The organism is Amycolatopsis roodepoortensis, assembly GCF_014873915.1.
GTDB lineage: Bacteria > Actinomycetota > Actinomycetes > Mycobacteriales > Pseudonocardiaceae > Amycolatopsis > Amycolatopsis roodepoortensis.
On the sequence record NZ_JADBEJ010000004.1, the window covers coordinates 104,400 to 125,765 of the forward strand.

The window sequence follows — 21,366 nt, forward strand, 5'->3', positions numbered from 1 at the left end:
GGGAGGGTCTTCACCGGAGGGCGCGAGGCCGCCTTCCCAGCTACCGGCGGCTCTCTGGACTCACGTGGTCCTTCGGCTACTCGTCTCCGTCAACGCGTTACCCCGGAGGTTACGTCCCCCTCGGCGTATCTCGCATCCGCATTTCGTCCTCTGGATGCGGTGGTTGGCAACGCGAACCACCGCATCCAGAGGACGAAACGCGGGTGGAGGCGGCCCCCGACGTCCGCCTCCACCCGGAGCCACCTAGCGCGTCGGCTGGGTGGAGTTCGACGGCGGCGCCACCGAGGTGGACGACGGCGGGGCGGCCTGGGAGGTGGGCGGCGCCGGGGTGATCTTCGGGATCGCCGCGCTGAACGGCACGTCCGTCCTTTCCAGACAGTAGCTGCGGTAACCGTTGTAGCCGTTGAGGTTTCCGTCGTGGTCCTTGACTCCCCGCTCGAGCCGTGGCCGCGGGTAGCGGTTGTCGTCGCCGATTTTCCGCTTCTCGCCCGTGCTCTGCTCGCAGGCGTACCGGGTCGTGCTGAGCGGGCGGCCGTTCTCGTCGTAGAGGTAGATCTCGGTCAGCGGTTTGCCGTCGGCGTCGAACGCGTAGATGTTCTCCACGTCCTGGCTGCCGTACGTCAGCTGCGGGTTCCCGTAGCTGTCGTTGTAGCTCGGCCCATAGGGGCCGTTGTAGGAACCACCGCCGTAGGACCGCTTCGCGATCAGGTCGACCGCCGCGCCCGCACCGCCGAGCATGCTGCCGACGACGAACGCCGAGATCGGCACGGCCAGCCACAGCAGCCGCCGGTCGGCCTTCAGCTTCGGGCCCGCCCAGACCACCGCGACGGCCGCCAGCAGCATCAGCGGCAGGAGCAGCACGGCTTCGGTGTCGCGAAGCACGAGCAGCAGGCCGAAGATGACCAGCACCGCCGCGCACAGCACCCACCACGCCGGCTTGAGCGCGCGGAAGTAGTTGAGCCCCTTGCCGTTGCGGTCCTTCTGGAACGAGGCCGCGATCTCACGGAGCTTCACCACCTCGGGCAATTCCGCGATCGGGGCGACCCCCTTCCGCACCACGTAGGCGACGCTGATCGCGAGCACGGGTGCGACGAAAAGCAGGCCCACCAACGGTTCCACCCGGACCCACACCGCGGCGGCGAAGCCGAACAGCGCGAAGCCCCCGACCGAGAACACCAGTCCCCAGAACGCGAACCGCGCTCCGCCGATGCCGGTCTTCACCTTCAGCACGGTGGTCTTGCCGCCGGCCTCGGCCGGACGCGGCGGGTAGCCACCGGACGCCCGCAGTTCGGCGGCGTAGCTTTCGGGGCTGCCCAGCCGCTCGATCAGGGCGTCGACCTTGGGGCTGTCCCCGAGTTCCGCCTCCATCTCGGCGAGATGCGGCCGGACGTCCTCGAGGATCTCCTCGACTTCGCTCTCGGGCAGGTCGGCGAGCGCGCTCCTGACCCTCGCCAGATACACCCGCACGGCGGTCGGATTCTGCGTGCTCATGCTGCCTCTCCCAACAGGCTGTTCATCGTCGTGGCGAAAGTCCGCCAGGTCTGCCCCGACTCTTCGAGCCGCTGGCGACCCGGCTCGTTGAGGCTGTAGTACTTGCGGTGCGGGCCTTCCTCGCTCGGCACCACGTAGGACGTCAGCAGGCCCGCCTTGTACAGGCGCCGGAGCGTCCCGTACACCGACGCGTCGCCCACCTCCTGCAACCCCGCGACACGAAGTCTTCGGAGTACGTCGTAGCCGTAGCCGTCCTCTCCGCGAAGCACCGCGAGAACGGCGAGGTCCAGCACGCCTTTGAGTAGCTGACTGATCTCCACAGTCGCGTCCCTTCCAGTCTTACGCAACAGAAGGTACCACGCATTGCACAGTAGTGTGCACGGCGGAGGCGACTTGCGTCGACCGGGTGGTTCATGGGTTACTTAGTCCAGTAATGAACCACCGCACCCATGAGGTGCTCGAAGACTGGGGACGGAGGTGTCGTGCTCGACGAAGGAACACCCCTGTTCGCGCAGATCGCCGAACAGATCGCCGACGACATCGCCGAGGGAAGCCTGGCCGAGGGGGAACGCGTGCCGTCAACCAACGAACTCGCCGCCTTCTACCGGATCAATCCGGCGACGGCGGCCAAGGGGATCAACGTGCTCGCCGATGACGGCCTGCTCGAAAAACGGCGCGGTATCGGCATGTTCGTCGCCGCCGGCGCCCGGCAGAAACTGCTCACCGACCGGCGGCAACGGTTCGCCGAGCAGTACCTCGACCCGATGCTCAGCGAAGCGAGGCGCCTCGGCATCGACGACGAAACCCTGATCTCGCTCATCCGCGGGAACGGACACCGGAACGGAGGACCCGCCGCATGACGCCGACCATTTCGACCACCGGCCTGACCCGGCGCTACGGCGACCATCTCGCGCTCGGCGATGTCTCGGTCGACATCGAAGAAGGCAAGATCACCGGCCTGCTGGGCCGCAACGGCGCCGGCAAGAGCACCTTCCTGCGCATCGTCACCGCGCAGGAGTTCGCCAGCGCGGGCTCGGTCCGTGTGTTCGGCGAGAGCCCGGTCGAGAACGAGCGGGTGCTGAAGCGCCTGGTGCTCGTCCGCGAAGACCAGCAGTTCCCGGATTTCAAGGTGCGGCACGCGCTTTCGGCGGCGTCTTGGTTCTACCCGAACTGGGACTCCGAACTCGCCGACACGCTGCTCCGCGATTTCGACCTGCCGACGAAGCGCCCGGTCAAGAAGCTCTCGCGAGGCATGCGCTCGGCGCTGTCGATCACGATCGGGCTCGCGGCACGTGCGGAACTCACGCTGCTCGACGAGCCATACGCGGGCCTCGACGCCGTCGCGCGCCAGCTGTTCTACGACCGGTTGCTCGACGACTACTCGGCCCATCCGCGCACGATCCTGCTCTCCACGCACCTGATCGACGAGGTGGCCGATCTGCTGGAGCACGTGGTGATGATCGACAAGGGCCGCGTCGTCCTCGACGCGGCGGCCGACGAACTGCGCGGCTCGGCCGTCACGGTCACCGGCCCCGCCCTCGCGGTGGACGATTTCGTCAGCGGCCGCCGGGTGCTGCACCGCCGCAAGATCGGCTCGCGGGCTTCGGTGACCGTCGCCGACGCGCTCGATCCCGCCGCGACGGCGAAGGCGAAGGCCCTGCACCTGAAACTCGAGCCGCTTTCCTTGCAGCAACTGATGGTGCACACCTCCAACGGACAGACCGCAGAGGAGGCGTCCGCATGAACACCCTGATCAACGTCGCGCGTTACCACCTGGTGGACCGGCTGCAGTACGTCGTCCTCCCGGTCGGCATCACGTTCTTCGCCTTCGGGGTGAACGTCGCGATCTTCTCGCTGCTCCCCGAAACACCCGACGAGAACTACTCCGGCGGCCTGTTCACGCTGTTCGTGTTCATGTTCGTCTGCGGTGCCTTGAGCATGACGAAGTCGCTCCCGTTCGGGCTCGCGCTGGGCGTGTCGAGGCGGTCGTACTACCTGGGCACGATCCTGCTCGTGGCGGGACTCTCCGCGCTGTATGCGGTGGGGATCGTCGTGTTCCAGGCGATCGAGGACGCGACCGGCGGCTGGGGGCTCGGGCTCAACTACTTCCGCGTCCCCTGGCTGCTCGATGGTCCCTGGTACCTGACCCTGCTCACGTCGTTCGTGTTGCTGACGCTGGTGTTCGTCTACGGCATGTGGTACGGCCTGATCTACCGGCGCGCCGCGGTGCCGGGTGTCGTCCTGTTCGGCGCCGCGCAGGTCCTGGTGCTGCTGGGCGGCGTGCTGTTGCTCAGCTGGACCGATTCCTGGCCGAAGCTCGGCACGTTCTTCAGCACGCTGACCGTCGGCGGCGTGACCGGGGTGCTCGCCCTGCTGGTCTGCGTCGCGGGAGCGGGCGGATTCGCCACCATGCGCCGCGTCACCGTCTGAAAGTCCTTCCACCCCAAGGAGTTCGTCATGGCCGTGAGTCATGTGGTGCTGTCGGTGCTGCTGGCCGCGATCTTCGCCGTGCTGGGGGTGGCGAAGATCCTGCGTCAGCCGGCGTTGGTCTCCCGGACCGAGAGGATCGGCTTCTCGGTCCGGGCGATCCAGGGGATCGGCGCGCTCGAACTCGCGGGAGCGGCGGGCCTGGTGGCCGGGTTGTTCTGGCGGCCGCTCGGGATCGCCGCGGCGGCAGGCCTGGTCGCCTTGCTGATCGGGGCGGCGGTCTCCCACGTGCGGGCGGGCGACGGGATCAAGGACGTCGCCCCGCCGGTCTGGCTCGCGCTGGTCTCGGCGGCGGCCGCCGTCACCGCGATCGTTTCGGCTTAGACCGCAAGCGTTTCGCGGGCTCTGTCCCGGATGCGTCCGACCACGGTGGACCGCCGCCAGGCCCGCGTGACCTCCACGAGCCACGCCGCTTCGGTGGCGATGTCCGGCTCATCGAGGTAGGTCGCCGGGACGTCGTCGGGGGCGTACCGGCGGCCCGCCTCGGAGGCGACGAGCGCGGCGGCCAGTGCCGCCGCCTCGATCGTCGCGGCGATCCGGGCTTCGGGGATCTTCGCCTCGCGTGCTCGGGCCTCCGCGAGCGCTGGAACGTCCGGATCGAAGTAGGGCCGCAACGCGAGATGGCCGTCCCGGATCTCGATCACCCTGCGGTACAAGGCGAATTCGACGCCACCCGGCATGCCGGGGCCAGGGTCGAGCGCGATTTCGGGGACCGCGTCGCGCAGCGCGGCCCACAACGGCTCGATCCGGCGGTACGTCCGGTACGCGCCGATGAGCCGGAACGGCGTGGCCAGCGCGGGCCCCCACACGCTGAGTGTCGCGCCCGCCCCGGCGAGCCCGACGCTCAGCGCCGCCAGGATCGCCGAGAACGTCTCCTCACCGGCGTCGACCGCGCCGGTGGTGGCGAGGATGTAGATGTCGTCGACGTCCCAGAATGTCCAGCCCAGCGCGGAAACCCCGCCACCGACGAGCAGCCACAGCCCGATGCGAAGCGGGCCAGGTGCGGCATGACGCGCGAAGCGGGCGAAGACGATCGAGAAAGTCAGCAGACTGATCAGACCGTAGACGAGGAAAAGGACGTTGTACGCGACGAACCAGCCGAGCCTGCCCGGCCCGGCGGCGGTGTGGTCGCCGACCCGGTAACTGTCGGACAGGAAGAAGAGCGCGGTTTCGGCGGCCACCACGGTCCAGGAAAGCATCGCGTGCCACCCGATCCGCTTGCCCTCCCCCAGTTTCAGCGACCGCGCGAACGCGACCGCGAACGCCATCGCGCCGATCTTGAGCAGGTCGGCCGCGAGATTCAGGAGGCTGCCCATGGGTTCCTCGACGCCGACGGCGTTCTCCATGGCCGGGGTGAGCAGCATGATGCCGCCCGCGATGCACATCCCGAACGCGCTCAGGAACCACATCCGCCGCAGGGGCTGGGTGTGGCGGGCCTGGATCAGCTTGTAGCCGAAGCCCGCGAAAGCCACCACGCAGCAGAAATACGCGATGGTCTCGGTCACGGCCGCTTCCGGCTGCCGAAGAGATCGTCGACCCTCGCCATACCGCCGGCGAGATCGCTCCCGCTCTCGTCGGGACGCGCGGCGCCGCGCACCGCCGTCCGCGCGACCCGACGCGCCAGGAGACTGGCGAGCAACTCCGCCTCCTGTTCCTCGACGGCGCTGTAGCTCGTGCGGCCGAGGACACGGCGGACGAGTTCGGGCGACAGGTTCGGCATGAGGGTCTTGCCGGCGGCGGCGTCGAGCACGATCCCGTCCGCCCCGGCGTCCGAACCGACGTGCCCGCACACCAGGTGGCCGACCTCGTGCAGCAGGATGTGCCGCCGGTGCAGGGCGGTGGTGTTGGTCGGATAGAGGATGTAGTCCGCGCGTTCCGTGCTCATCAGCAGCCCGCACGGGCCGCTGGAAGGGACGCTGACCTGCATCAATTCGATGGGACGGCCGCGTTCGGCCGCGAGTTCCGCGACGAAGGACCCGGCGTCGAACGGTTCGGGAAGGGTGACGCCGTCGGCGAGACTCCGGCAGCGGCGCCACAACTCCTTACGGCGACGGTCCACTCACGACTCCTTCTTCTGGCCGCCCCGTCCGGATTCCCTGCGGGCGATCGCGTCGATCATGTCGCTGATGGTGTCGAGTCCGTCGGGGGAAAGCGTTACGGCCCGCAGCGCGACGTCGCGGACACCGGCGTCGCGAAGGGCGCCGAGGAGCGCGAGTTCCTCGGCGATCTTGGCGCTCTGCTCGTCGTCGAAGAAGTACGCGGGCGAGACGCCGAAGAACTGCGCGAGCGCCTCGAGGTGGCGTTTCGTCGGATTGTCCCGACGGCCCGTGCGCAACTGCCACAGGTACGTCGTCGAGAAACTTTCGCCGGTCGCCTCGCGGCAGGCCTTGGCGACCTCCTCGTGGCTGTACGGCTCGCGATCGGGTCTCAGCACGATCTGGAACAGCTTGTCGATCTTCTCGGCGAGCGTCGTCTTGCCGGGCTCGGTCGCGGCCACCATCCCACTCCCTACATGTCGTGCCCGTTCATGCTAGTTGACGCGGCGCCCGTGTCGTACACGACAGTTTTCACCTCGCGCGCGGCTTCGGCTGGCACCGCGGGCAGGAGAACGACGAACGGTTCATGAAGGGGTCGCGCCGGATGGCCGTCCCGCACCGGCCGCAGGGCAGTCCTTCCTGGCCGTAGGCGTCGAGTGACCGGTCGAAGTAGCCGGACTCGCCGTTGATGTTGACGTACAGCGCGTCGAACGACGTCCCGCCGGCGACCAGCGCCTCGGCCATCACGTCACTGGCGGCGGTGAGCACGGTGCGGCCGTGGGCGGCGGTGAGCCTGTCGGTCGGACGGGCCCAGTGGAGCTTGGCGCGCCAGAGCGCCTCGTCGGCGTAGATGTTGCCGATCCCGGAGACGAGGGTCTGGTCGAGCAGGGCGCGTTTGAGCTCGGTTCGCCTCGACCGCAGCGCGCGGACGGCCTGGTCGAGGTCGAACCGCGGATCCATCGGGTCGCGGGCGATATGCGCGATGGTGCCCGGCAACGCCGTACCGTCGACCTCGGTGAGTTCCGCGAGCGCCAGCCCTCCGAAGGTCCGCTGGTCGACGAAGCGCAACTCCGAACCGTTGTCGGCGAAGCGGAATCGCACGCGAAGGTGCTTCTCGTCCGGCGCGTCGCCGGGCTGGACGAGCATCTGACCGCTCATGCCGAGGTGCGCGAGCATGGCCTGGCCGTCGGAGAGTTCCAGCCACAGATACTTGCCGCGGCGCCGGGCGGCGGTGATCTTCACCCCGGAAAGCCGGCCGCCGAAGTCCTCGGCGCCGAGTTCGTGGCGGCGGATCGCGCGGGCGTGAAGGACTTCGACCTCGGTGATCGTCCGGCCGGAGACATGCGCCTCGAGCCCGGCACGGACCACCTCGACCTCGGGGAGTTCGGGCATGCCGTCGATTCTCCCACCGGCCCTCGTGAGTGGTGATGCCGGTTCTAACCGTCATTACCACTCACGAGGAAGTGCGGGACTCAGGTCGTTTTCGGTGGCTGATCGATGTCGAGTTCGGCCGAAAGCTGGCGCCAGGCCGTCTCGGCGGCCTTCTGCTCGGCTTCCTTCTTGGTCGTTCCCGAGCCGTAGCCGAGTTCGCGCCCGCCGACGAGGACGGTGGCGCTGAACTCCTTGCGGTGATCGGGCCCGGTGTCCTCGACCTTGTACTCGGGCACGCCGAGCCCGGCCGACGCCGTCAGCTCCTGGAGGCTGGTCTTCCAGTCCAGGCCGGCGCCACGCAGCGGCGCCTCGGCGAGCAGGTCGTCGAACAGGTGGTGCACGAGCTTGCGCGCGACGTCGATACCGTGCTGCTGGTACGCGGCGCCGATGACGGCTTCGAGCCCGTCGGCGAGGATGCTCGCCTTGTCCCGGCCGCCGGTGAGCTCTTCGCCCTTGCCCAGCAACAGGTGCTTGCCCAGCCCGCCCTCACCGAGACCGCGCGCGACCCTGGCCAGTGCGTGCATGTTGACCACGCTGGCCCGGAGCTTCGCGAGCTGCCCCTCGGCAAGTTCGGGATGGGTGTTGTAGAGGTGGTCGGTGACGACCAGGCCCAGCACCGCGTCCCCGAGGAACTCCAACCGCTCGTTCGGCGGCAACCCACCGTTCTCATAGGCATAAGAACGGTGGGTCAACGACAGCGTCAGCAGCTCGGGTTCGATCGTGATCCCGAGAGCTTCGAGCAGTGGTGCGGGGTCCGCGGGTGGTGCACCGGCGGATTTGCCCCCCATGTCGTCGGCTGCCGATCAGGCGGGCTCGACGACCTGGCGACCGTTGTGCTGGCCGCAGGCCGGGCACGCGATGTGCTGGAGCTTCGGCTGCTTGCAGGCGCGGTTGGAGCAGGGCACCAGCTGAACCGGAGCCGCCTTCCACTGGCTGCGGCGCGCGCGGGTGTTGGATCGCGACATCTTCCGCTTCGGGACGGCCACGAGTAGATCTCCTTCAGACGGTCTGCCCGCGGTCGCGAGCGAACTTGCTTCTCCGGAACGAGCTGGTGCTCGTCAGGCTTGCTTTCCGGGGCCATCGGCCTGGTCATCGCCCGTTTCGTCATCGAAACGATCGACCAGCGCGGCCCACCGAGGGTCTATCTTCTCATGCCCGTGACCGGGCTCGAGATCGGCCCACTTGACACCGCATTCGGTGCACAGTCCCCGGCAGTCCTCGGCGCACAGCGGGGCCAGCGGCAGCGCCAGCACCACCGCGTCGCGGACCGTCGGCTCGAGGTCGATCCGGTCGTCCACCAGGCGCGGGATCTCGTCCTCGTCGGTGGTCTCCTCGGTCGCGGAGCCGGGGTAGGCGAAGAGCTCGGTCAGGTCGACCTCGACGTCCTCGGTGATCGGGTCGAGGCACCGCGAGCAGTGCCCCGTCGCGACGGCGGACGCCGTGCCGCTGACGAGCACACCCTCGACGACGGACTCGAGCATGAGATCGAGTTCGAGGGTGGAACCGGCGTCGATGGTGATGACGTCGGGCACACCGAGCGCGGTCTCGACGGGGATCGAGCGTTGGACGGCCTTGCTCAGGCCGGCGTGACGGCCGAGTTCGCGGGTGTCGAGCACCCACGGGTTCCGGTCGTCCAGTTGCGCAGGCCTGGCCTGCGGCGACTTGTTCTCAGACATCGGTCACCAGGGTACGCAGGTCCCGCCACTCGGTTTCGGGCGCGGTCCGTGAAGTCCGTGAAGTACATGAAGGCCCCCTTCATTGCGCCTGGCGCGGTGAAGGGGGCCTTCATGTACTCGAGCGATCAGGACTGGTAGTCGTACAGCGACGTCCGGCTGTTGCCCGGCAGGTTGACCGGGGACCGCAGGTGGTTGCGCCCGGAGTCGACCGTCCGCAGCGTGGTCGCCAGCAGTTCGGAGAACTCGGCCAGCTTCCCGTCGACGTAGGCGTCGCAGTCACCGCGCTGCTTGTCGGCCTCGACGTGCGCCTCGTCGACGATGCGGGCCGCCTCGCCGTGCGCGGCCTGGACGACCTCGGTCTGGGCGACGAGCCGGGCCTGTTCGGCGCGGCCGTCCTCGATGGCGCGCTCGTAGGCGTCGCGTCCCGCCTGGATCATCCGCTCCGACTCGGCGCGGGAGCGGTCGGTGAGGTTCTGGAACTCGGCCTGCCCGGCGGCGACCATGCGCTCGGCCTCGGCGTGCGCGTCGCTCATCATCTGCTCGGCGCGGGCGCGGGCGTCGGCGAGGATGCGCTCGGCCTCGGCCTGCGCGTCGGCGACCGTGCGGTCGGCCTCGGTGTTCGCCGTGGTGATCGTCTCCGCCGCCTCGGTGCGGGCGGTCTGGATCAGCTGATCACGTTTGTCCAGGACGTCCTGGGCGTCGTCCACCTCGCCCGGCAGCGCGTCGCGGATGTCGTCGAGCAGTTCCAGGGTGTCCCCCCGCGGGACGACACAACTGGAGGTCATCGGCACGCCGCGGGCTTCCTCCACGATGGTGACGAGCTCGTCGAGCGCCTCGAAAACCCGGTACACGGCCACTCCCTACCTACAGCGATCCCCACATTCCCTGAACTCAGTTTGCCCTCATCGCCGCCGTAAGGGGTGAAAGCGCGCGGTACCGGGCGTGTCCCGCCTGGTACCGCGCGTCGCCTACCTGAGATCGAGTTCAGGATCCGAGACCAGTTTGATCAACTGGTCGTCCGGCGGACGCGAGCCTCCGTCGCCCGCGCCGGTGGACACGGCGACCACCGTGCCGTCGGCCCGGTACGCGATCGCGTCGCGACCCGGTTCGACGTCGCCGGGAGGCAACGACGGGACGGTCCCGGTGACGACGACGGTGCTTCGGTCCGGTTGGAGCAGTTTCACGCAGTCCACCGGTTCCCCGCTCGTCACCCCGCCGAGGTCGGCGTCGAAACCGCCGCGGGGCTTGCGGCCGGGCTCACAGCTGTCTTCGAGCGAGAACCCGCGTTTGGCCGCATCGACCCCGAGAACAGTGAGAACGAGGGGACGATCGGCGCCGGAGGCGTCCCGGTAGCCGACCATGAAGACGAGGGCGTCCCAGGTGCCCAGCTGATGCACGGAGCGGATCCGGATGTCCTTCGCCCCGGTGAGCACGCCGGGCAGCGCGGTCGCCAAATGCCCGGAGATCCTCGCCTTCCGCGCGGTCAGGTCGCCGTTCTCCGGAACCGGCGACGGCGCGCCACTCGGTGGCGGCGCGACCGGGATGGGCGGCACGGCCGGCGTGGGTCCGCCCCTGGGCGCCACGAACACGGCCGCCGCCGCGATCACCGCCAGCGTGGTAGCCCCCGTCGCCGCCATCGCCCGCCGGTTCCGCGCCTTCTTCGCCGCCGTCAAGGCGACCTCGTCCGGGTCGAAGCCGAGCGGGGGCTCGGCCAGTGTGATCCCGCGCAGCCTGTTCTCGAGTTCGTCCATCACGCGCTCCTCCCGGAGACAGCCTCGTCGTGCTGTCTCTGCAGGGCCGCGCGGAGGACGTCGAGTCCCCGCGCGGCCTGGCTCCTGACCGTCCCTTCCGAACAGCGCAGCGCGACGGCGACCTCCGCGACCGGCAGATCGGCGCAGTAGCGCAGCACGACTGCGGCGCGCTGTTTCGGGGGAACCTCGGCGAGGGCGCGAAGCAACGAATCCGATATCCCGGCGGTCGCCGGGGCCTCGGGCTCTTCGGGGACGACGCCGTCGCGGTTCTCTCTGCTCCGCCATGGACGTCGCCGCTCGTCGAGCCAGCAGCGCATCAGGATCTGCCTCGTGTAGTTGTCGACGGGCCCTTTCCGGCGGACCTTCGGCCAGACCCGGTAGAGCTTGATGAGCGCGACTTGGACCAGATCCTCCGCGAGATGCCAGTCGCCGCAGAGCAGATACGCCGTCCGCCTGAGCGGTAGCGCCTTGTCCCTGGCGAACTCCCTGAAGCTCGCATCGTCCCCAGACCGCATCGTGCCTCCTCGTCCGTGTTCCGGTGTATCTCACGGACGGGGAGGCACGAAATGTTGCACGGACGGGTCAGCCGGCGAGATTCACCAGCTTGAAGGTCGCGTAGCGGTCCGGCGTGTAGACGATCTCGCCGCCCTTGCCGGAGATCACGCGGTCGCTCGTGCCCACCGGGAACAGCTGGTAATAGCCGGCGGCACACTTCGGCAGCCCACCTTCGCGGTTCTCGTAGACCGTGCCGGTCGCGCCGCCGCGCGCCTTGTCCACCACGGACTTCGCCGCGGAGGACAGCGTCGAGTAGCCGATCTTCGTCAACTTCGAGGTGTCACCGCAGGACGGCGCCGGGGTGCCGTCGGCGTCGATCACGGAGAAGGTCTTGTAGTGGTCCGCGGTGTAGAAGTGCTCGCCGGCGTTACCGGTGACGATGCGGCGCGCACCGCGATCGGGCGAGCCCGGCGTCGGGACCGTGTACTCGCGGTAGTAGCCCGACGCGCACTTCGGGAGGATGTTCTCGCGGTTGGAGAAGACCGTGCCGTCCTTGTCCGGGTACGGGAACGGGCCACCCTTCTGGATGAGGTCGTAGGTCGTCGTCGCCTCGGCGGGCAGCGACGACAGCGACACGTGCTTGAACCCGGTGAGATCTCCACAAGGGTTCTGTTGGATCGAGACGGGGGCGGCCTGCGCGGCACTCAGCCCGCCGAAGAACGTGACAAGCAGAACGAGCAGCGCGGCGGCGATCCGCGATCGTTTGTTGGTCATTTTCGGACCGTAACCCGATCGTGTATTCACCAGAAGGCGCCGAGATGAACTCTTCGCCGCCTACCGACCGAAGGCTTCGGCCGTTCGGGTCAACCTCGGTCGGAGTACTTCTCCGAGAGGCGTTTGAACACTATCGGCGGCACCAGGTGCTCGATGTCGCCACCGAGCGCGGTGACCTCCTTGACCAGCGAGCTCGACACGAACCCGTACGCCGGGTTGTTGGCCATCAGCAGGGTTTCGAGCCCGGTCAGCTCACGGTTCATCTGCGCCATCTGGAGCTCGTAGTCGAAGTCGCTGACCGACCGCAGCCCCTTCGCGACCGCGATGATGTCGTTTTCGCGGCAGTAGTCGACCAGGAGTCCCTGCCAGGAGTCGACGCGCACGTTCGGCAGCTTCGCGGTGATCTCGCGGAGCATGTCCATCCGCTCCTCGGTGGTGAACAGGCCCTTCTTGCTCTTGTTCACCCCCACCGCGACGACGACCTCGTCGAACAGCTTGGCCGCCCGCTCGATGATGTCGAGATGTCCATTGGTGGCCGGGTCGTAGGACCCGGGACAGACCGCACGCCGCATGGCGCGGACGCTACCAAGGCCGAGGGCCCGCTGCGCGTTCATTCGGTGCCGCGTCACACCTGATATTCGGCCCAGTAGAGCGCGGTGTCGCCGTAGCGCTTCGTCCGCATCGGCTCGAAACCCGGCGGCCAGTCCGGCTCGCCGTCCCGCGCGGCCCGCTCGATCACCATCAGCGCGCCGTCCGTGATCCACCGGCCCGCCGCGAGCGCGGCCATGACCTCCCCCAGGCGGGTGGAATCGACAGCGTAGGGCGGATCGGCGAGGACGATGTCGAACGTTTCCGGCGCCGGAGCGGCCACGACGGACTCGACGGCCCCGGCCCGGACCGCGCCGCCGAGCCCCAGCGCGGCGACGTTCCCCTTGAGCACTTCGACCGCGCGCCGGTCCGACTCGACGAACAGCGCGCCGGACGCCCCGCGGGACAACGCCTCCAGCCCGAGCGCGCCCGAACCGGCGTAAAGGTCGAGGACCTGGGCCCCCTGCAGCTCGCCGGCGACCTCGAGCGCGTTGAACAGCGCTTCGCGCACGCGTTCCGACGTGGGCCTGGTGCCCTTCGGCGGGACCTTCAGCCGCCTGCCGCCCGCGGTCCCCGCCACGATCCTGGTCATGGGTGCATCGTGCCTCAACGCCTTCCATCGTGACGTTGGCCGGGACTTGGTGAAGCCGCCGCCCAGCTCGCGTAGAGTCGTCCTTCGCCCTCGGAGGCGATAGAAGCGTTTAGGAGCGTTGCGTGTCCGAACCTCGGGTCAGACGGGCCGAGATCGCCATCGAGCAAGCCCATGTGGACACCGTCTACACCCGGCTCGCCGAATTGCGAGCCCAGGCTGAGGCCATGCGTACCAAGGGCTACGAGATCGGCCATGGCGCCGGCCGGGAAGCCATCTTCGAGCAGGCGTCCATGCTGTTCGAACGGGACATGATGGTCTTCCACGCCAATCAGACCCTGCAGACCCTCGACGCGGAGTACGAGGGCCTGGTCTTCGGCAGGCTCGACCACCTCGACAACGACCACATCTACGTGGGCCGCCTCGGTATCCGCGACGCCGAGTTCGACAACCTCGTCACCGACTGGCGCGCCCCCGCGGCCGCGGCGTTCTACCAGGCGACGGCCGAGGAGCCGATGGACGTCGTCCGGCGCCGGGTGATCCGGTGCTCCGGCCAGAACGTGCTCGACGTCGACGACGACGTCCTGATCGCCGACGCGGTCCCCGACGGCATGCAGATCGTCGGCGAAGGCGCGCTGATGGCCGCGCTCGGGCGGTCGCGTGGCGAGAAGATGCGGGACATCGTCGCCACCATCCAGAAGGAGCAGGACGAGGTCATCCGGGCGCCGTGGCGCGGGGTCACGGAGATCACCGGCGGTCCCGGCACCGGCAAGACCGCGGTCGCGCTGCACCGCGCGGCGTACCTGCTCTACCGTCACCGGCGCCAGCTCGGCGGCGCGGGCGTGCTGGTGATCGGCCCGTCCGGCGTGTTCACCAGCTACATCTCGCGGGTGCTGCCGTCGATGGGCGAGACGAACGTCGAACTGCGCGCGCTCGGCGAAGTCCTCGACGGCCTCGAAGCGACCCGTCAGGACCCGGCGCCGCTGGCGGCGATCAAGGGATCACTGCGGATGCGCAAGATCCTGCTGCGCGCGTTGCGGGACACCCCGGAAGACGCGCCGGAGGACATGAAGATCGTCTACCGCGGCGAGGTGCTGCGGCTCAACGCGCGCGAGCTCGACAAGGTGCGCCGCAAGGTGCACACCGCGGGCGGGCCGCCGAACCGGTCGCGGATCCGCGCCGCCGAACTCCTGCTCGACGCGCTCGCCGCGAAGGCCGAGCAGCACGCGAAGGACGACGGCCGCCAGATCGACAAGGCCGAGCTGATCACCGAACTCGGCGAGCGCATCGAGTTCCACCGGTTCCTGGTGACCTGGTGGCCGATCCTGTACCCGGCGCAGATCCTGCGCTGGCTCGGCGACGAGAAACGGCTCGCCTCGGCGGCGAAGGGCCTGCTCAACCGCGGCGAGATCAGCATGCTCGCGGCCGACTTCGCCGATCGCTCGCGCGGCTGGACCATCGCCGACGTCGCACTCCTCGACGAGCTGCGCGTCCTGATCGGGCCGCCGCCGAAGAGCCGCCGGGCCCGCCAGAACGTCGAGGTCAACCCGGAGCGCGGCGGCGCCCCGACCCGGCCGGAGCACTACGACGAGTACTCGCACGTGGTCGTCGACGAATCGCAGGACCTCTCGCCGATGCAGTGGCGGATGGTCGGGCGGCGCGGCAAGTACGCGAGCTGGACCGTGGTCGGCGACCCGGTGCAGAGTTCGTGGCCGGATCCGGCCGAGGCCGCGATGGCGCGGGACCAGGCCTTCGGGCTCAAGACGACGCGTCGCCGGTTCACCCTGCGCACCAACTACCGCAACTCGGCGGAGATCTTCGACCTGGCCGCGAAGGTCGTCGCCGGGCACGCGGAGGCCGACGAGCTTCCGCGCGCGGTGCGGCAGACCGGTGTCACGCCGGAGGTCCGGCCCGTCGAGGCCGCCGGCCTGGAGGCTGCGACGCAGGCCGCGGTGAAGGAGATGCTGGGGGTCGTCGAAGGCACCGTCGGCGTGATCACCGCCATGGACCGGGTGCCCGAGATCGAGGGCTGGCTCGACGGGCTGTCGGACGAGCGGCTCAAGGTCGTCGGCAGCCTCGACTCCAAGGGCCTCGAGTACGACGCCGTCGTCCTGGTGGAGCCGAACGACCTCATCACGGAGTCGACCACCGGACGCCGGGTGCTGTACGTCGCGCTGACCCGCGCGACCCAGCAACTGACCGTCCTGGCCTCGAACCCGGACTGGATCCCGGCCGCCTGATCACGCGTGTCGTCCACCCGATCACGCGTGTCGTCCATCTGATCACGTGAGTTCGCCTCCCGATCACGTGAGTTACGCCTCCAATCACGCGAGTTACGCCCCCGATCACGCGAGTTCGGAGTTCGGTCACGCGAGTTCGGCGGTCCGGGACGGACGACACGCGTGTTCGGACGGACGACACGCGTGATCAGATGGACGACACGCGTGATTGAGCGCGCCACTCGCGTGATTGGGGGCGCAACTCGCGTGATTGGGGGCGCGACTCGCGGTGCTTGCGCGTGCGAGGACGCATCCAGAGGGCGAAACGCGCACGAAAAAGCTGAAGGGCTCCTTCAGGACACTGGTGAATGCCCTGAAGGAGCCCTTCAGACCCCCGGTGAGTGAACGATGTGGGGACGCATCGCACGTCCAGGGGTATTTCTAGCGCCTCTTCGTTGTTCGGTGTCACGGCGATCTCACCGAACAACAACGCCGAACAACGTATCGGCCGTGGTCACGGGCACGGGGGCGCGTAATCGAGCCCCGGCAGGTGTTGTTCCCACTCGTCCGCCGTGATCCGCGGGTACACCGTCGCGCAGATGCGTTCGGCCGCCCGTTCGGGGCTGGTCTCCCACAACCGCACGCTGCCGTCCGCGACCGAACCCGCGAGGGTGTGCCCATCGGGGGCGAACGCCACGGCGTTGACCCGGTCGACGTCGTCGGTCAGGTTCGCCGATTCGCGGACCGATCCCGGATCGGAGACGTCCCATAGTCGCACGGACCGGTCGTAGCTGCCGGTCGAGAAGGTCTTCCCGTCCCCGCTGAACGCGACCGAGATGACGTTGTCGGTGTGCCCCGCCAGCAGCGCCGCCTCGCGCGGGGCCGCCGGATCCGTCACGTCCCAGAGCCTGCCGGTGCGATCCGCGCTGCCGGTGGCGGCGAGTTTGCCGTCCGGGCTGTAGGCGACCGAGAACACCGTGTCGGAGTGTCCCTTCAGCACCGAAAGCGGCTTCGGCGCCTTCGCCATCGAGACGTCCCACAGCCGGGCGGTGTGGTCCCATCCGCCGCTGAGCAGGGTGCGGCCGTCCGGACTGAACGCGATCGAATGGACGTCGTCTTCGTGCCCGGCCAGCGTGGCGAGTTCGACGGGCCGCCGGATGTCGGAGACGTCCCACAGCTTCACCGTGTGCCCGGAACCCGCGGTCGCGAGCGTCCGGCCGTCCGGGCTGAACGCGACGGGGTCGATCTCCTCCGCCGGCCGGTAGAAGACGCCGGTGTCGACCGGCTTGCGCGGATCGGTGACGTCGATCAGCCGCATGGTGTGGTCCCAGGAGCCGGCGGCGAGCGTCCGCCCGTCCGGGCTGAAGGCCAGACCGCAGACGCCCTGGCCGAAGCCCGCGACCTTGCCCACCTCACGCGGGTTCCGGGTGTCGGAGACGTCGACCAGGCGCACCACGCCGTCCTGGCTGCCGGTGGCCAGCAGCTTCCCGTCGGAGCTGAACACCGCCCGGCAGGCCGACCGCGCCGGGCCGCTGATCGCGGGCCCCGGCAGATCCCACATCCGCACCGTCTGGTCGTCGCTCGCGGTCACGAGCGTGCGGCCGTCCGGGGAGAACACCGCCCAGACCACGGCCGCGGTATGCCCGACGAGCGACGGCTTCTCGCGCGGTTTCGCCGGATCGGTGATGTCCCAAAGCCTTGCGGCACGGTCGAAACCGGTCGTGGCCAGCGTCGTCCCGTCCGGACTGAACGCCACGGACCGCACGATGGTCTTGTGCGCGGCCGTCGTCCCCAGCGGTGACGGCGCCATCGGGTCGGTGACGTTCCACAGGCGCGCCGTCTGGTCGATGCTCGCGGTGGCGAGCGTCCGGCCGTCCGGGCTGAACGCCGCGGAGTGGATCCCGGCGGTGTGCCCGTTCACCACGCCGAGTGGCCTGGCCTGGAGCGGATCGGCGACGTCCCACAGCCGCGCGGTCTTGTCGGCGCCGGTCGAGACGAGCGTCCGCCCGTCGGGGGCGTAGGCGAGGCCGTTGACGTTGCCGGTGTGCCCGGTCAACGTGGCCGCGAGCACGGGTTTCGCGGGATCGCGGACGTCGAACAGCCGCACCGTGCCGTCGCCGTCGGCGGTCGCGAGCACGGCCGCCTTCGGGCTGAACGCCACCGCGTTGACCCGGCTCGGATGCTCCCCGACCAGTACTCCCGGCCCGGGTTTCGCCGGATCGGTGACGTTCCACAGCCGTGCGGTCTTGTCCCAGCCCGCCGTCGCGACCACGGCGCCGTCGGCACTGAAGGACACCGAGTTGACGTTGCCGGTGTGCCCGGTCAGCGTGGCCAGCTCGGCCGGGCGATGGGGATCCTTGATGTCCCACAGCTTGGCCGTCTGGTCCCAGCTGCCGGTGACCATCACCTGGCCGTCGCCGCGCAGCGCGGTCGCGTTGACGCGGTGGCCGTGCCCGCGGACGCGGGTCGAGTACGGCGACTCGAACATCCCGAGCACGCTGCCGCGGGTGTCCACGCTCGGATCGACGCGGTACGCCGCCAGCGCGAGCTGCGCGGCCAGCGCCGGATTCGTCGTCCGCATCTCGATGGCCTGCCCGGCGACCTTCTGCGCGAGCGCGCTGTTGCGCTGGCTGGTCGCGGTCTGCTCGGCACGGACGGCGTACGCCATCGCGGCCGTCGCGAGCACCAGCAGGACGGCCAGGAGCGCGACCAGCTGACGCAGCCGCCGGGTGCGGCGCCGGGCGACGGCCTGCTCGTGGTTCTCGATCGCGACACTCGCCTCGAGGAACCGGCGTTCACGCTGGGAAAGCGCGCTGTCGTGCTCCGCCGCCCACTCCCTGGCGATGGCGAGGCGCGCGCCGCGATAGAGCCAGCCGTCGTCGCGGCCGACGGATTCCCACGCGTCGGTCGCCTCGGTGAGCTGGCGGTGCACGCGCAGGCCTTCGCGGTCCTCGGCGAGCCATTCGCGCAGGCGCGGCCAGCCCCGGATCAACGCCTCATGCGCGATCTCGATGCCGTTGTCGTCGAGCGTGACCAGCCGCGACGACGCCAGCCTGTCCAGCACGACGGCAACGTCCGGGTCGTCGGCGTCCACCTCGTCGCGGGTGATGCGGCGTTTGGTGTCCTCGGTGCCCTCACCGAGCGCGGTCATCCGCAGGAAGATCTGGTTCGCCAGCCGCTGCTGGTGTTCGGTCAGCGCGGTGAAGGTGTGCTCCGAGGTCTGCGCGACCGACCGTTCGATCCCGCCGGTGGACTCGTAACCGGTGAGGGTGAGGGTGTTGCCGTGGCGGCGGCGCCAGGTCTCGAGCAGCGCGTGCGAGAGCAATGGGAGCACGCCGGGCTGCCCGGTCGCGTCGGCGACGAGCCGCGAGACCAGCGCGTTCTCGACGCGGTACCCGGCGTCGATCGCCGGCCGCGAGATGGCCTGCCGCAGCTCCTCGGTGCTCATGGGGCCGACGAGGATCTGCGCGTCCTGCATGGCCTCGACCAGCTCGGGATGCCGCGCGCAGTGGGTGTAGAAGTCGGTGCGGATGCCGAGGACGACCCTGGTCCGGCTCTCCGGCTCGGTCGTCGCGGTGACCAGCGCGGACAGGAAGGCCGTCCGTTCGTCGGCGTCCTGGCAGAGTGTGAAGACCTCCTCGAACTGGTCGACGACCAGCACGACGTCGCCCTCGCGGTCGGCGACCAGCTGACGGGCGGCCAGGCCGAGGTTGCGGGGATGGTCGGTGAACTCGGTGAGCAGCCCGCCGGGCGCGAGCCCGAGCGCGGCGCCGAACTGGACGGCGCACTCCTGCAGCGGCCGCGATCCGGGGGTCATCAGCAGCGTGACCGACGTCTCGGCGACGGCCGGGAGGAGACCGGCCCGGAGCAAGGACGACTTACCGGAACCCGACGCCCCCAGAACGGCCAAGAATCGTTGGTTCGAAAGCCTCGTGACGAGTTTTCCGACAAGTCGTTCGCGACCGAAGAATCGGCTCGCGTCATCCGGCCCGAATGCGGCCAGACCGATATAAGGGACCGATTCCCCATTCAGCGGGGCAACCGGTGAATCATCGACTCCGGCGCGCGTCCGCTCGGTCACGTCGTGCCATCGGGCCTCCCACTCCTCCTCGGGGCCGTCGCACGCCCGGACGTAGGCCAACGTGACCGCCAAGCTGGGCATCTTCTTCCCGCCGGCGGCCTCGGAGAGGGTGCCGGCGGAGTAGTGGGCACGCCTGCCCAGCTCCCGGTACGTCGGATTTCCGGCCTTCTCCCGCAGACGCCGGAGATCGGCGGCGAACCCCAGCAACGGATCGTCCCCGGGGTCCAGCGGTCGTTCCGGACGCGGCACCCTTAATCCTTTCTTTTCAGTGGTTTTCCCACGCTCGCATTAGGGGGCAACCGTACCGTGGAAACGGGGGGGACTCCGCCGAGTACCGGGTACATCGAGTCGGTTAATTTCGATCGATCGACAGGCGCGGGAAGGGATCCGGGGCCCGCGGCGTTGTACCGACGCGTGACCTCTTTGCCTGACATCCCGCTGTCCGTGCTCGACCTCTCGCCCGTCGTGGCCGGAGGCGGTGTCGCGGATTCGCTGCGCAACACCCTCGACCTCGCGCGCCGGACCGAAGCCCTCGGCTACCACCGGTACTGGCTCGCCGAGCACCACAACATGCCCGGTATCGCGAGTTCCGCGACCGCCGTGATGATCGGCCAGGTCGCGGCCGCCACCGAACGCATCCGGGTCGGCTCCGGCGGGGTCATGCTGCCGAACCACGCGCCGCTGGTGGTGGCCGAGCAGTTCGGCACCCTGGAGGCGTTCCACCCCGGCCGGATCGACCTCGGCATCGGGCGCGCCCCGGGCACCGACCAGCGGACCGCGCTGGCCCTGCGCGGCCCCGGCGGACTCACCGCGGAGAACTTCCCGCAGCAGTTCGCGGAGCTGCTGGCCTACTTCGAGCACTCCGACCAGCGCGCCGTCAACGCCGTGACCGCCGAAGGCAACAAGCCGCCGGTGTGGCTGCTCGGCTCGAGCGGCTTCAGCGCGCGGATGGCGGGCGAACTGGGCCTGCCGTTCTCGTTCGCGCACCACTTCAGCGCCGAGAACACGCTCCCCGCCGTGGCGCTCTACCGCGACGCGTTCAAACCGTCGGACGTCCTCGACGAGCCGTACGTGATGCTCGGCGTCTCCGTGGTGGCCGCCGAGACCGACGAGCGCGCGCAGTACCTCGCCGCCCCGAGCGGCCTGACGTTCCTCAGCCTGCGCAAGGGCCGCCCCATCCCGCTGCCGACGCCGGAAGAGGCCGCGGCCTATCCGTACACCGACATCGAGCGCGTGTTCATCGAGGACCGGGCCGCGAGCAGCATCATCGGCTCGCCCGAGACGGTCCACAAGGGACTCGAAACCCTGCTGGCCGACACGGGCGCGAACGAGCTGATGATCACGACCATGGTGCACGACCAGGCGGACCGGGTTCGGTCCTACGAGCTGGTTTCCGAACTGGCGCGTTGACGCCGGGCGGTCTCGCGTGAAGGCCCCCTTCCCTCGGCTCAGCCGAGGGAAGGGGGCCTTCACGCGCCACCACCGCGCCCCGAATGGACCAACGCGCCACCGGACACGAAAGAACGGACAAGACCCCCGCCCGCCTTTGTCAAAAAAGAACAAGAATTCCCCGGTTACCAGGACGTGACGTCTTGATCACACCGAAGTTCTTGTCACCAGGCAGGCGCGTGATTAGCGTACCGACCAGTAGCAAACAGCACGGTAACACCCCGTTGACCCTATTCAACGATTCCGTTCCGCCATTCGGAGCAAAGGAATTGCGCAAGCTGGGGTGTATTCGCCGTGCC

At 69.3% G+C, this 21,366-nt stretch carries 22 protein-coding genes; 6 read left to right on the plus strand and 16 right to left on the minus strand.

All coding sequences use genetic code 11. The features are described 5' to 3' along the window. Nucleotides 1–243: 243 nt before the first annotated feature. Both H4W30_RS10955 and H4W30_RS10960 read right to left on the minus strand, forming a co-directional pair. Nucleotides 244–1,491: a DUF1700 domain-containing protein gene (locus H4W30_RS10955; protein WP_192742750.1), complete on the minus strand. Its 1,248-nt coding sequence runs from the start codon at nt 1,489–1,491 to the stop codon at nt 244–246. Next, complete coding sequence (locus H4W30_RS10960; protein WP_005160429.1) at nt 1,488–1,811, minus strand: PadR family transcriptional regulator; 324 nt, start codon at nt 1,809–1,811, stop codon at nt 1,488–1,490. The genes H4W30_RS10955 and H4W30_RS10960 overlap by 4 nt, the downstream gene beginning before the upstream one ends. Nucleotides 1,812–1,973: 162 nt before the next feature. On the opposite strand from H4W30_RS10960, the gene H4W30_RS10965 reads away from it, so the two are divergent. The 4 genes from H4W30_RS10965 to H4W30_RS10980 are packed head-to-tail and all read left to right on the plus strand — an operon-like array spanning nt 1,974 to nt 4,302. Beyond that, a complete protein-coding gene (locus H4W30_RS10965; protein ID WP_126733537.1) occupies nt 1,974–2,351 on the plus strand; it encodes a GntR family transcriptional regulator in 378 nt (125 codons plus the stop codon). Then, nucleotides 2,348–3,235, plus strand: a complete 888-nt coding sequence (locus tag H4W30_RS10970) for an ABC transporter ATP-binding protein (protein WP_192742751.1) — start codon at nt 2,348–2,350, stop codon at nt 3,233–3,235. The genes H4W30_RS10965 and H4W30_RS10970 overlap by 4 nt, the downstream gene beginning before the upstream one ends. Continuing rightward, nucleotides 3,232–3,921, plus strand: coding sequence for an ABC transporter permease (locus H4W30_RS10975; protein WP_192742752.1), 690 nt, complete (start codon nt 3,232–3,234; stop codon nt 3,919–3,921). The genes H4W30_RS10970 and H4W30_RS10975 overlap by 4 nt, the downstream gene beginning before the upstream one ends. 27 nt (nt 3,922–3,948) lie before the next feature. Next, nucleotides 3,949–4,302, plus strand: a complete 354-nt coding sequence (locus tag H4W30_RS10980) for a DoxX family protein (RefSeq protein ID WP_192742753.1) — start codon at nt 3,949–3,951, stop codon at nt 4,300–4,302. On the opposite strand, the gene H4W30_RS10985 is transcribed toward H4W30_RS10980, so the two are convergent. The 13 genes from H4W30_RS10985 to rsmD form a co-directional block, all read right to left on the minus strand. Then, nucleotides 4,299–5,483: an MAB_1171c family putative transporter gene (locus H4W30_RS10985; protein WP_192742754.1), complete on the minus strand. Its 1,185-nt coding sequence runs from the start codon at nt 5,481–5,483 to the stop codon at nt 4,299–4,301. The two genes, H4W30_RS10980 and H4W30_RS10985, sit on opposite strands and share 4 nt — an antisense overlap. Further along, nucleotides 5,480–6,037: a hypothetical protein gene (locus H4W30_RS10990; RefSeq protein WP_192742755.1), complete on the minus strand. Its 558-nt coding sequence runs from the start codon at nt 6,035–6,037 to the stop codon at nt 5,480–5,482. The genes H4W30_RS10985 and H4W30_RS10990 overlap by 4 nt, the downstream gene beginning before the upstream one ends. Further along, on the minus strand, nt 6,038–6,478 hold the full coding sequence (locus tag H4W30_RS10995; protein WP_016336386.1) for a helix-turn-helix domain-containing protein: 441 nt from the start codon (nt 6,476–6,478) through the stop codon (nt 6,038–6,040). It abuts the gene before it with no gap. Between the two features lie 67 nt (nt 6,479–6,545). After that, nucleotides 6,546–7,406 (minus strand): bifunctional DNA-formamidopyrimidine glycosylase/DNA-(apurinic or apyrimidinic site) lyase, encoded by an 861-nt coding sequence (gene mutM, locus H4W30_RS11000; RefSeq protein WP_192742756.1) that lies wholly within the window; start codon nt 7,404–7,406, stop codon nt 6,546–6,548. Between the two features lie 80 nt (nt 7,407–7,486). Further along, a complete protein-coding gene (rnc, locus tag H4W30_RS11005; protein ID WP_192742757.1) occupies nt 7,487–8,233 on the minus strand; it encodes a ribonuclease III in 747 nt (248 codons plus the stop codon). Between the two features lie 15 nt (nt 8,234–8,248). Beyond that, nucleotides 8,249–8,431, minus strand: coding sequence for a 50S ribosomal protein L32 (gene rpmF / locus H4W30_RS11010; protein WP_005160412.1), 183 nt, complete (start codon nt 8,429–8,431; stop codon nt 8,249–8,251). Between the two features lie 72 nt (nt 8,432–8,503). Further along, entirely contained in the window at nt 8,504–9,121 is a 618-nt protein-coding gene (locus H4W30_RS11015; protein ID WP_126733546.1) for a YceD family protein, read from the minus strand. A gap of 125 nt (nt 9,122–9,246) precedes the next feature. Beyond that, complete coding sequence (locus H4W30_RS11020; RefSeq protein WP_034323487.1) at nt 9,247–9,972, minus strand: DivIVA domain-containing protein; 726 nt, start codon at nt 9,970–9,972, stop codon at nt 9,247–9,249. Between the two features lie 117 nt (nt 9,973–10,089). Continuing rightward, nucleotides 10,090–10,872, minus strand: coding sequence for a hypothetical protein (locus H4W30_RS11025; protein WP_192742758.1), 783 nt, complete (start codon nt 10,870–10,872; stop codon nt 10,090–10,092). Beyond that, complete coding sequence (locus tag H4W30_RS11030; protein WP_192742759.1) at nt 10,872–11,387, minus strand: RNA polymerase sigma factor; 516 nt, start codon at nt 11,385–11,387, stop codon at nt 10,872–10,874. The genes H4W30_RS11025 and H4W30_RS11030 overlap by 1 nt, the downstream gene beginning before the upstream one ends. 67 nt (nt 11,388–11,454) lie before the next feature. After that, complete coding sequence (locus H4W30_RS11035; RefSeq protein ID WP_192742760.1) at nt 11,455–12,141, minus strand: ribonuclease domain-containing protein; 687 nt, start codon at nt 12,139–12,141, stop codon at nt 11,455–11,457. 89 nt (nt 12,142–12,230) lie between these two features. Next, nucleotides 12,231–12,713: a pantetheine-phosphate adenylyltransferase gene (gene coaD, locus H4W30_RS11040; RefSeq protein ID WP_126733550.1), complete on the minus strand. Its 483-nt coding sequence runs from the start codon at nt 12,711–12,713 to the stop codon at nt 12,231–12,233. Nucleotides 12,714–12,766: 53 nt separating this feature from the next. Continuing rightward, complete coding sequence (rsmD, locus tag H4W30_RS11045; RefSeq protein ID WP_192742761.1) at nt 12,767–13,321, minus strand: 16S rRNA (guanine(966)-N(2))-methyltransferase RsmD; 555 nt, start codon at nt 13,319–13,321, stop codon at nt 12,767–12,769. Between the two features lie 122 nt (nt 13,322–13,443). Between rsmD and H4W30_RS11050 the strand changes: the two genes are divergently transcribed. Continuing rightward, complete coding sequence (locus H4W30_RS11050) at nt 13,444–15,558, plus strand: HelD family protein (protein WP_192742762.1); 2,115 nt, start codon at nt 13,444–13,446, stop codon at nt 15,556–15,558. A 493-nt stretch (nt 15,559–16,051) separates the two neighbouring features. Here H4W30_RS11050 and H4W30_RS11055 read toward each other — a convergent pair whose 3' ends face one another. Beyond that, a complete protein-coding gene (locus H4W30_RS11055) occupies nt 16,052–19,867 on the minus strand; it encodes an nSTAND1 domain-containing NTPase (protein WP_455423569.1) in 3,816 nt (1,271 codons plus the stop codon). A gap of 165 nt (nt 19,868–20,032) precedes the next feature. On the opposite strand from H4W30_RS11055, the gene H4W30_RS11060 reads away from it, so the two are divergent. Beyond that, complete coding sequence (locus H4W30_RS11060; RefSeq protein ID WP_192742763.1) at nt 20,033–21,028, plus strand: LLM class flavin-dependent oxidoreductase; 996 nt, start codon at nt 20,033–20,035, stop codon at nt 21,026–21,028. Nucleotides 21,029–21,366: the final 338 nt, after the last annotated feature.

Bases quoted from the DNA above. Each gene is read 5' to 3' on its own strand.
- H4W30_RS10955 (WP_192742750.1), bottom strand. From the start codon at position 1,491: ATGAGCACGCAGAATCCGACCGCCGTGCGGGTGTATCTGGCGAGGGTC.
- H4W30_RS10970 (WP_192742751.1), top strand. From the start codon at position 2,348: ATGACGCCGACCATTTCGACCACCGGCCTGACCCGGCGCTACGGCGAC.
- H4W30_RS10975 (WP_192742752.1), top strand. From the start codon at position 3,232: ATGAACACCCTGATCAACGTCGCGCGTTACCACCTGGTGGACCGGCTG.
- H4W30_RS10980 (WP_192742753.1), top strand. From the start codon at position 3,949: ATGGCCGTGAGTCATGTGGTGCTGTCGGTGCTGCTGGCCGCGATCTTC.
- H4W30_RS10995 (WP_016336386.1), bottom strand. From the start codon at position 6,478: ATGGTGGCCGCGACCGAGCCCGGCAAGACGACGCTCGCCGAGAAGATC.
- mutM (WP_192742756.1), bottom strand. From the start codon at position 7,406: ATGCCCGAACTCCCCGAGGTCGAGGTGGTCCGTGCCGGGCTCGAGGCG.
- rnc (WP_192742757.1), bottom strand. From the start codon at position 8,233: ATGGGGGGCAAATCCGCCGGTGCACCACCCGCGGACCCCGCACCACTG.
- H4W30_RS11015 (WP_126733546.1), bottom strand. From the start codon at position 9,121: ATGTCTGAGAACAAGTCGCCGCAGGCCAGGCCTGCGCAACTGGACGAC.
- H4W30_RS11025 (WP_192742758.1), bottom strand. From the start codon at position 10,872: ATGGACGAACTCGAGAACAGGCTGCGCGGGATCACACTGGCCGAGCCC.
- H4W30_RS11030 (WP_192742759.1), bottom strand. From the start codon at position 11,387: ATGCGGTCTGGGGACGATGCGAGCTTCAGGGAGTTCGCCAGGGACAAG.
- H4W30_RS11035 (WP_192742760.1), bottom strand. From the start codon at position 12,141: ATGACCAACAAACGATCGCGGATCGCCGCCGCGCTGCTCGTTCTGCTT.
- coaD (WP_126733550.1), bottom strand. From the start codon at position 12,713: ATGCGGCGTGCGGTCTGTCCCGGGTCCTACGACCCGGCCACCAATGGA.
- rsmD (WP_192742761.1), bottom strand. From the start codon at position 13,321: ATGACCAGGATCGTGGCGGGGACCGCGGGCGGCAGGCGGCTGAAGGTC.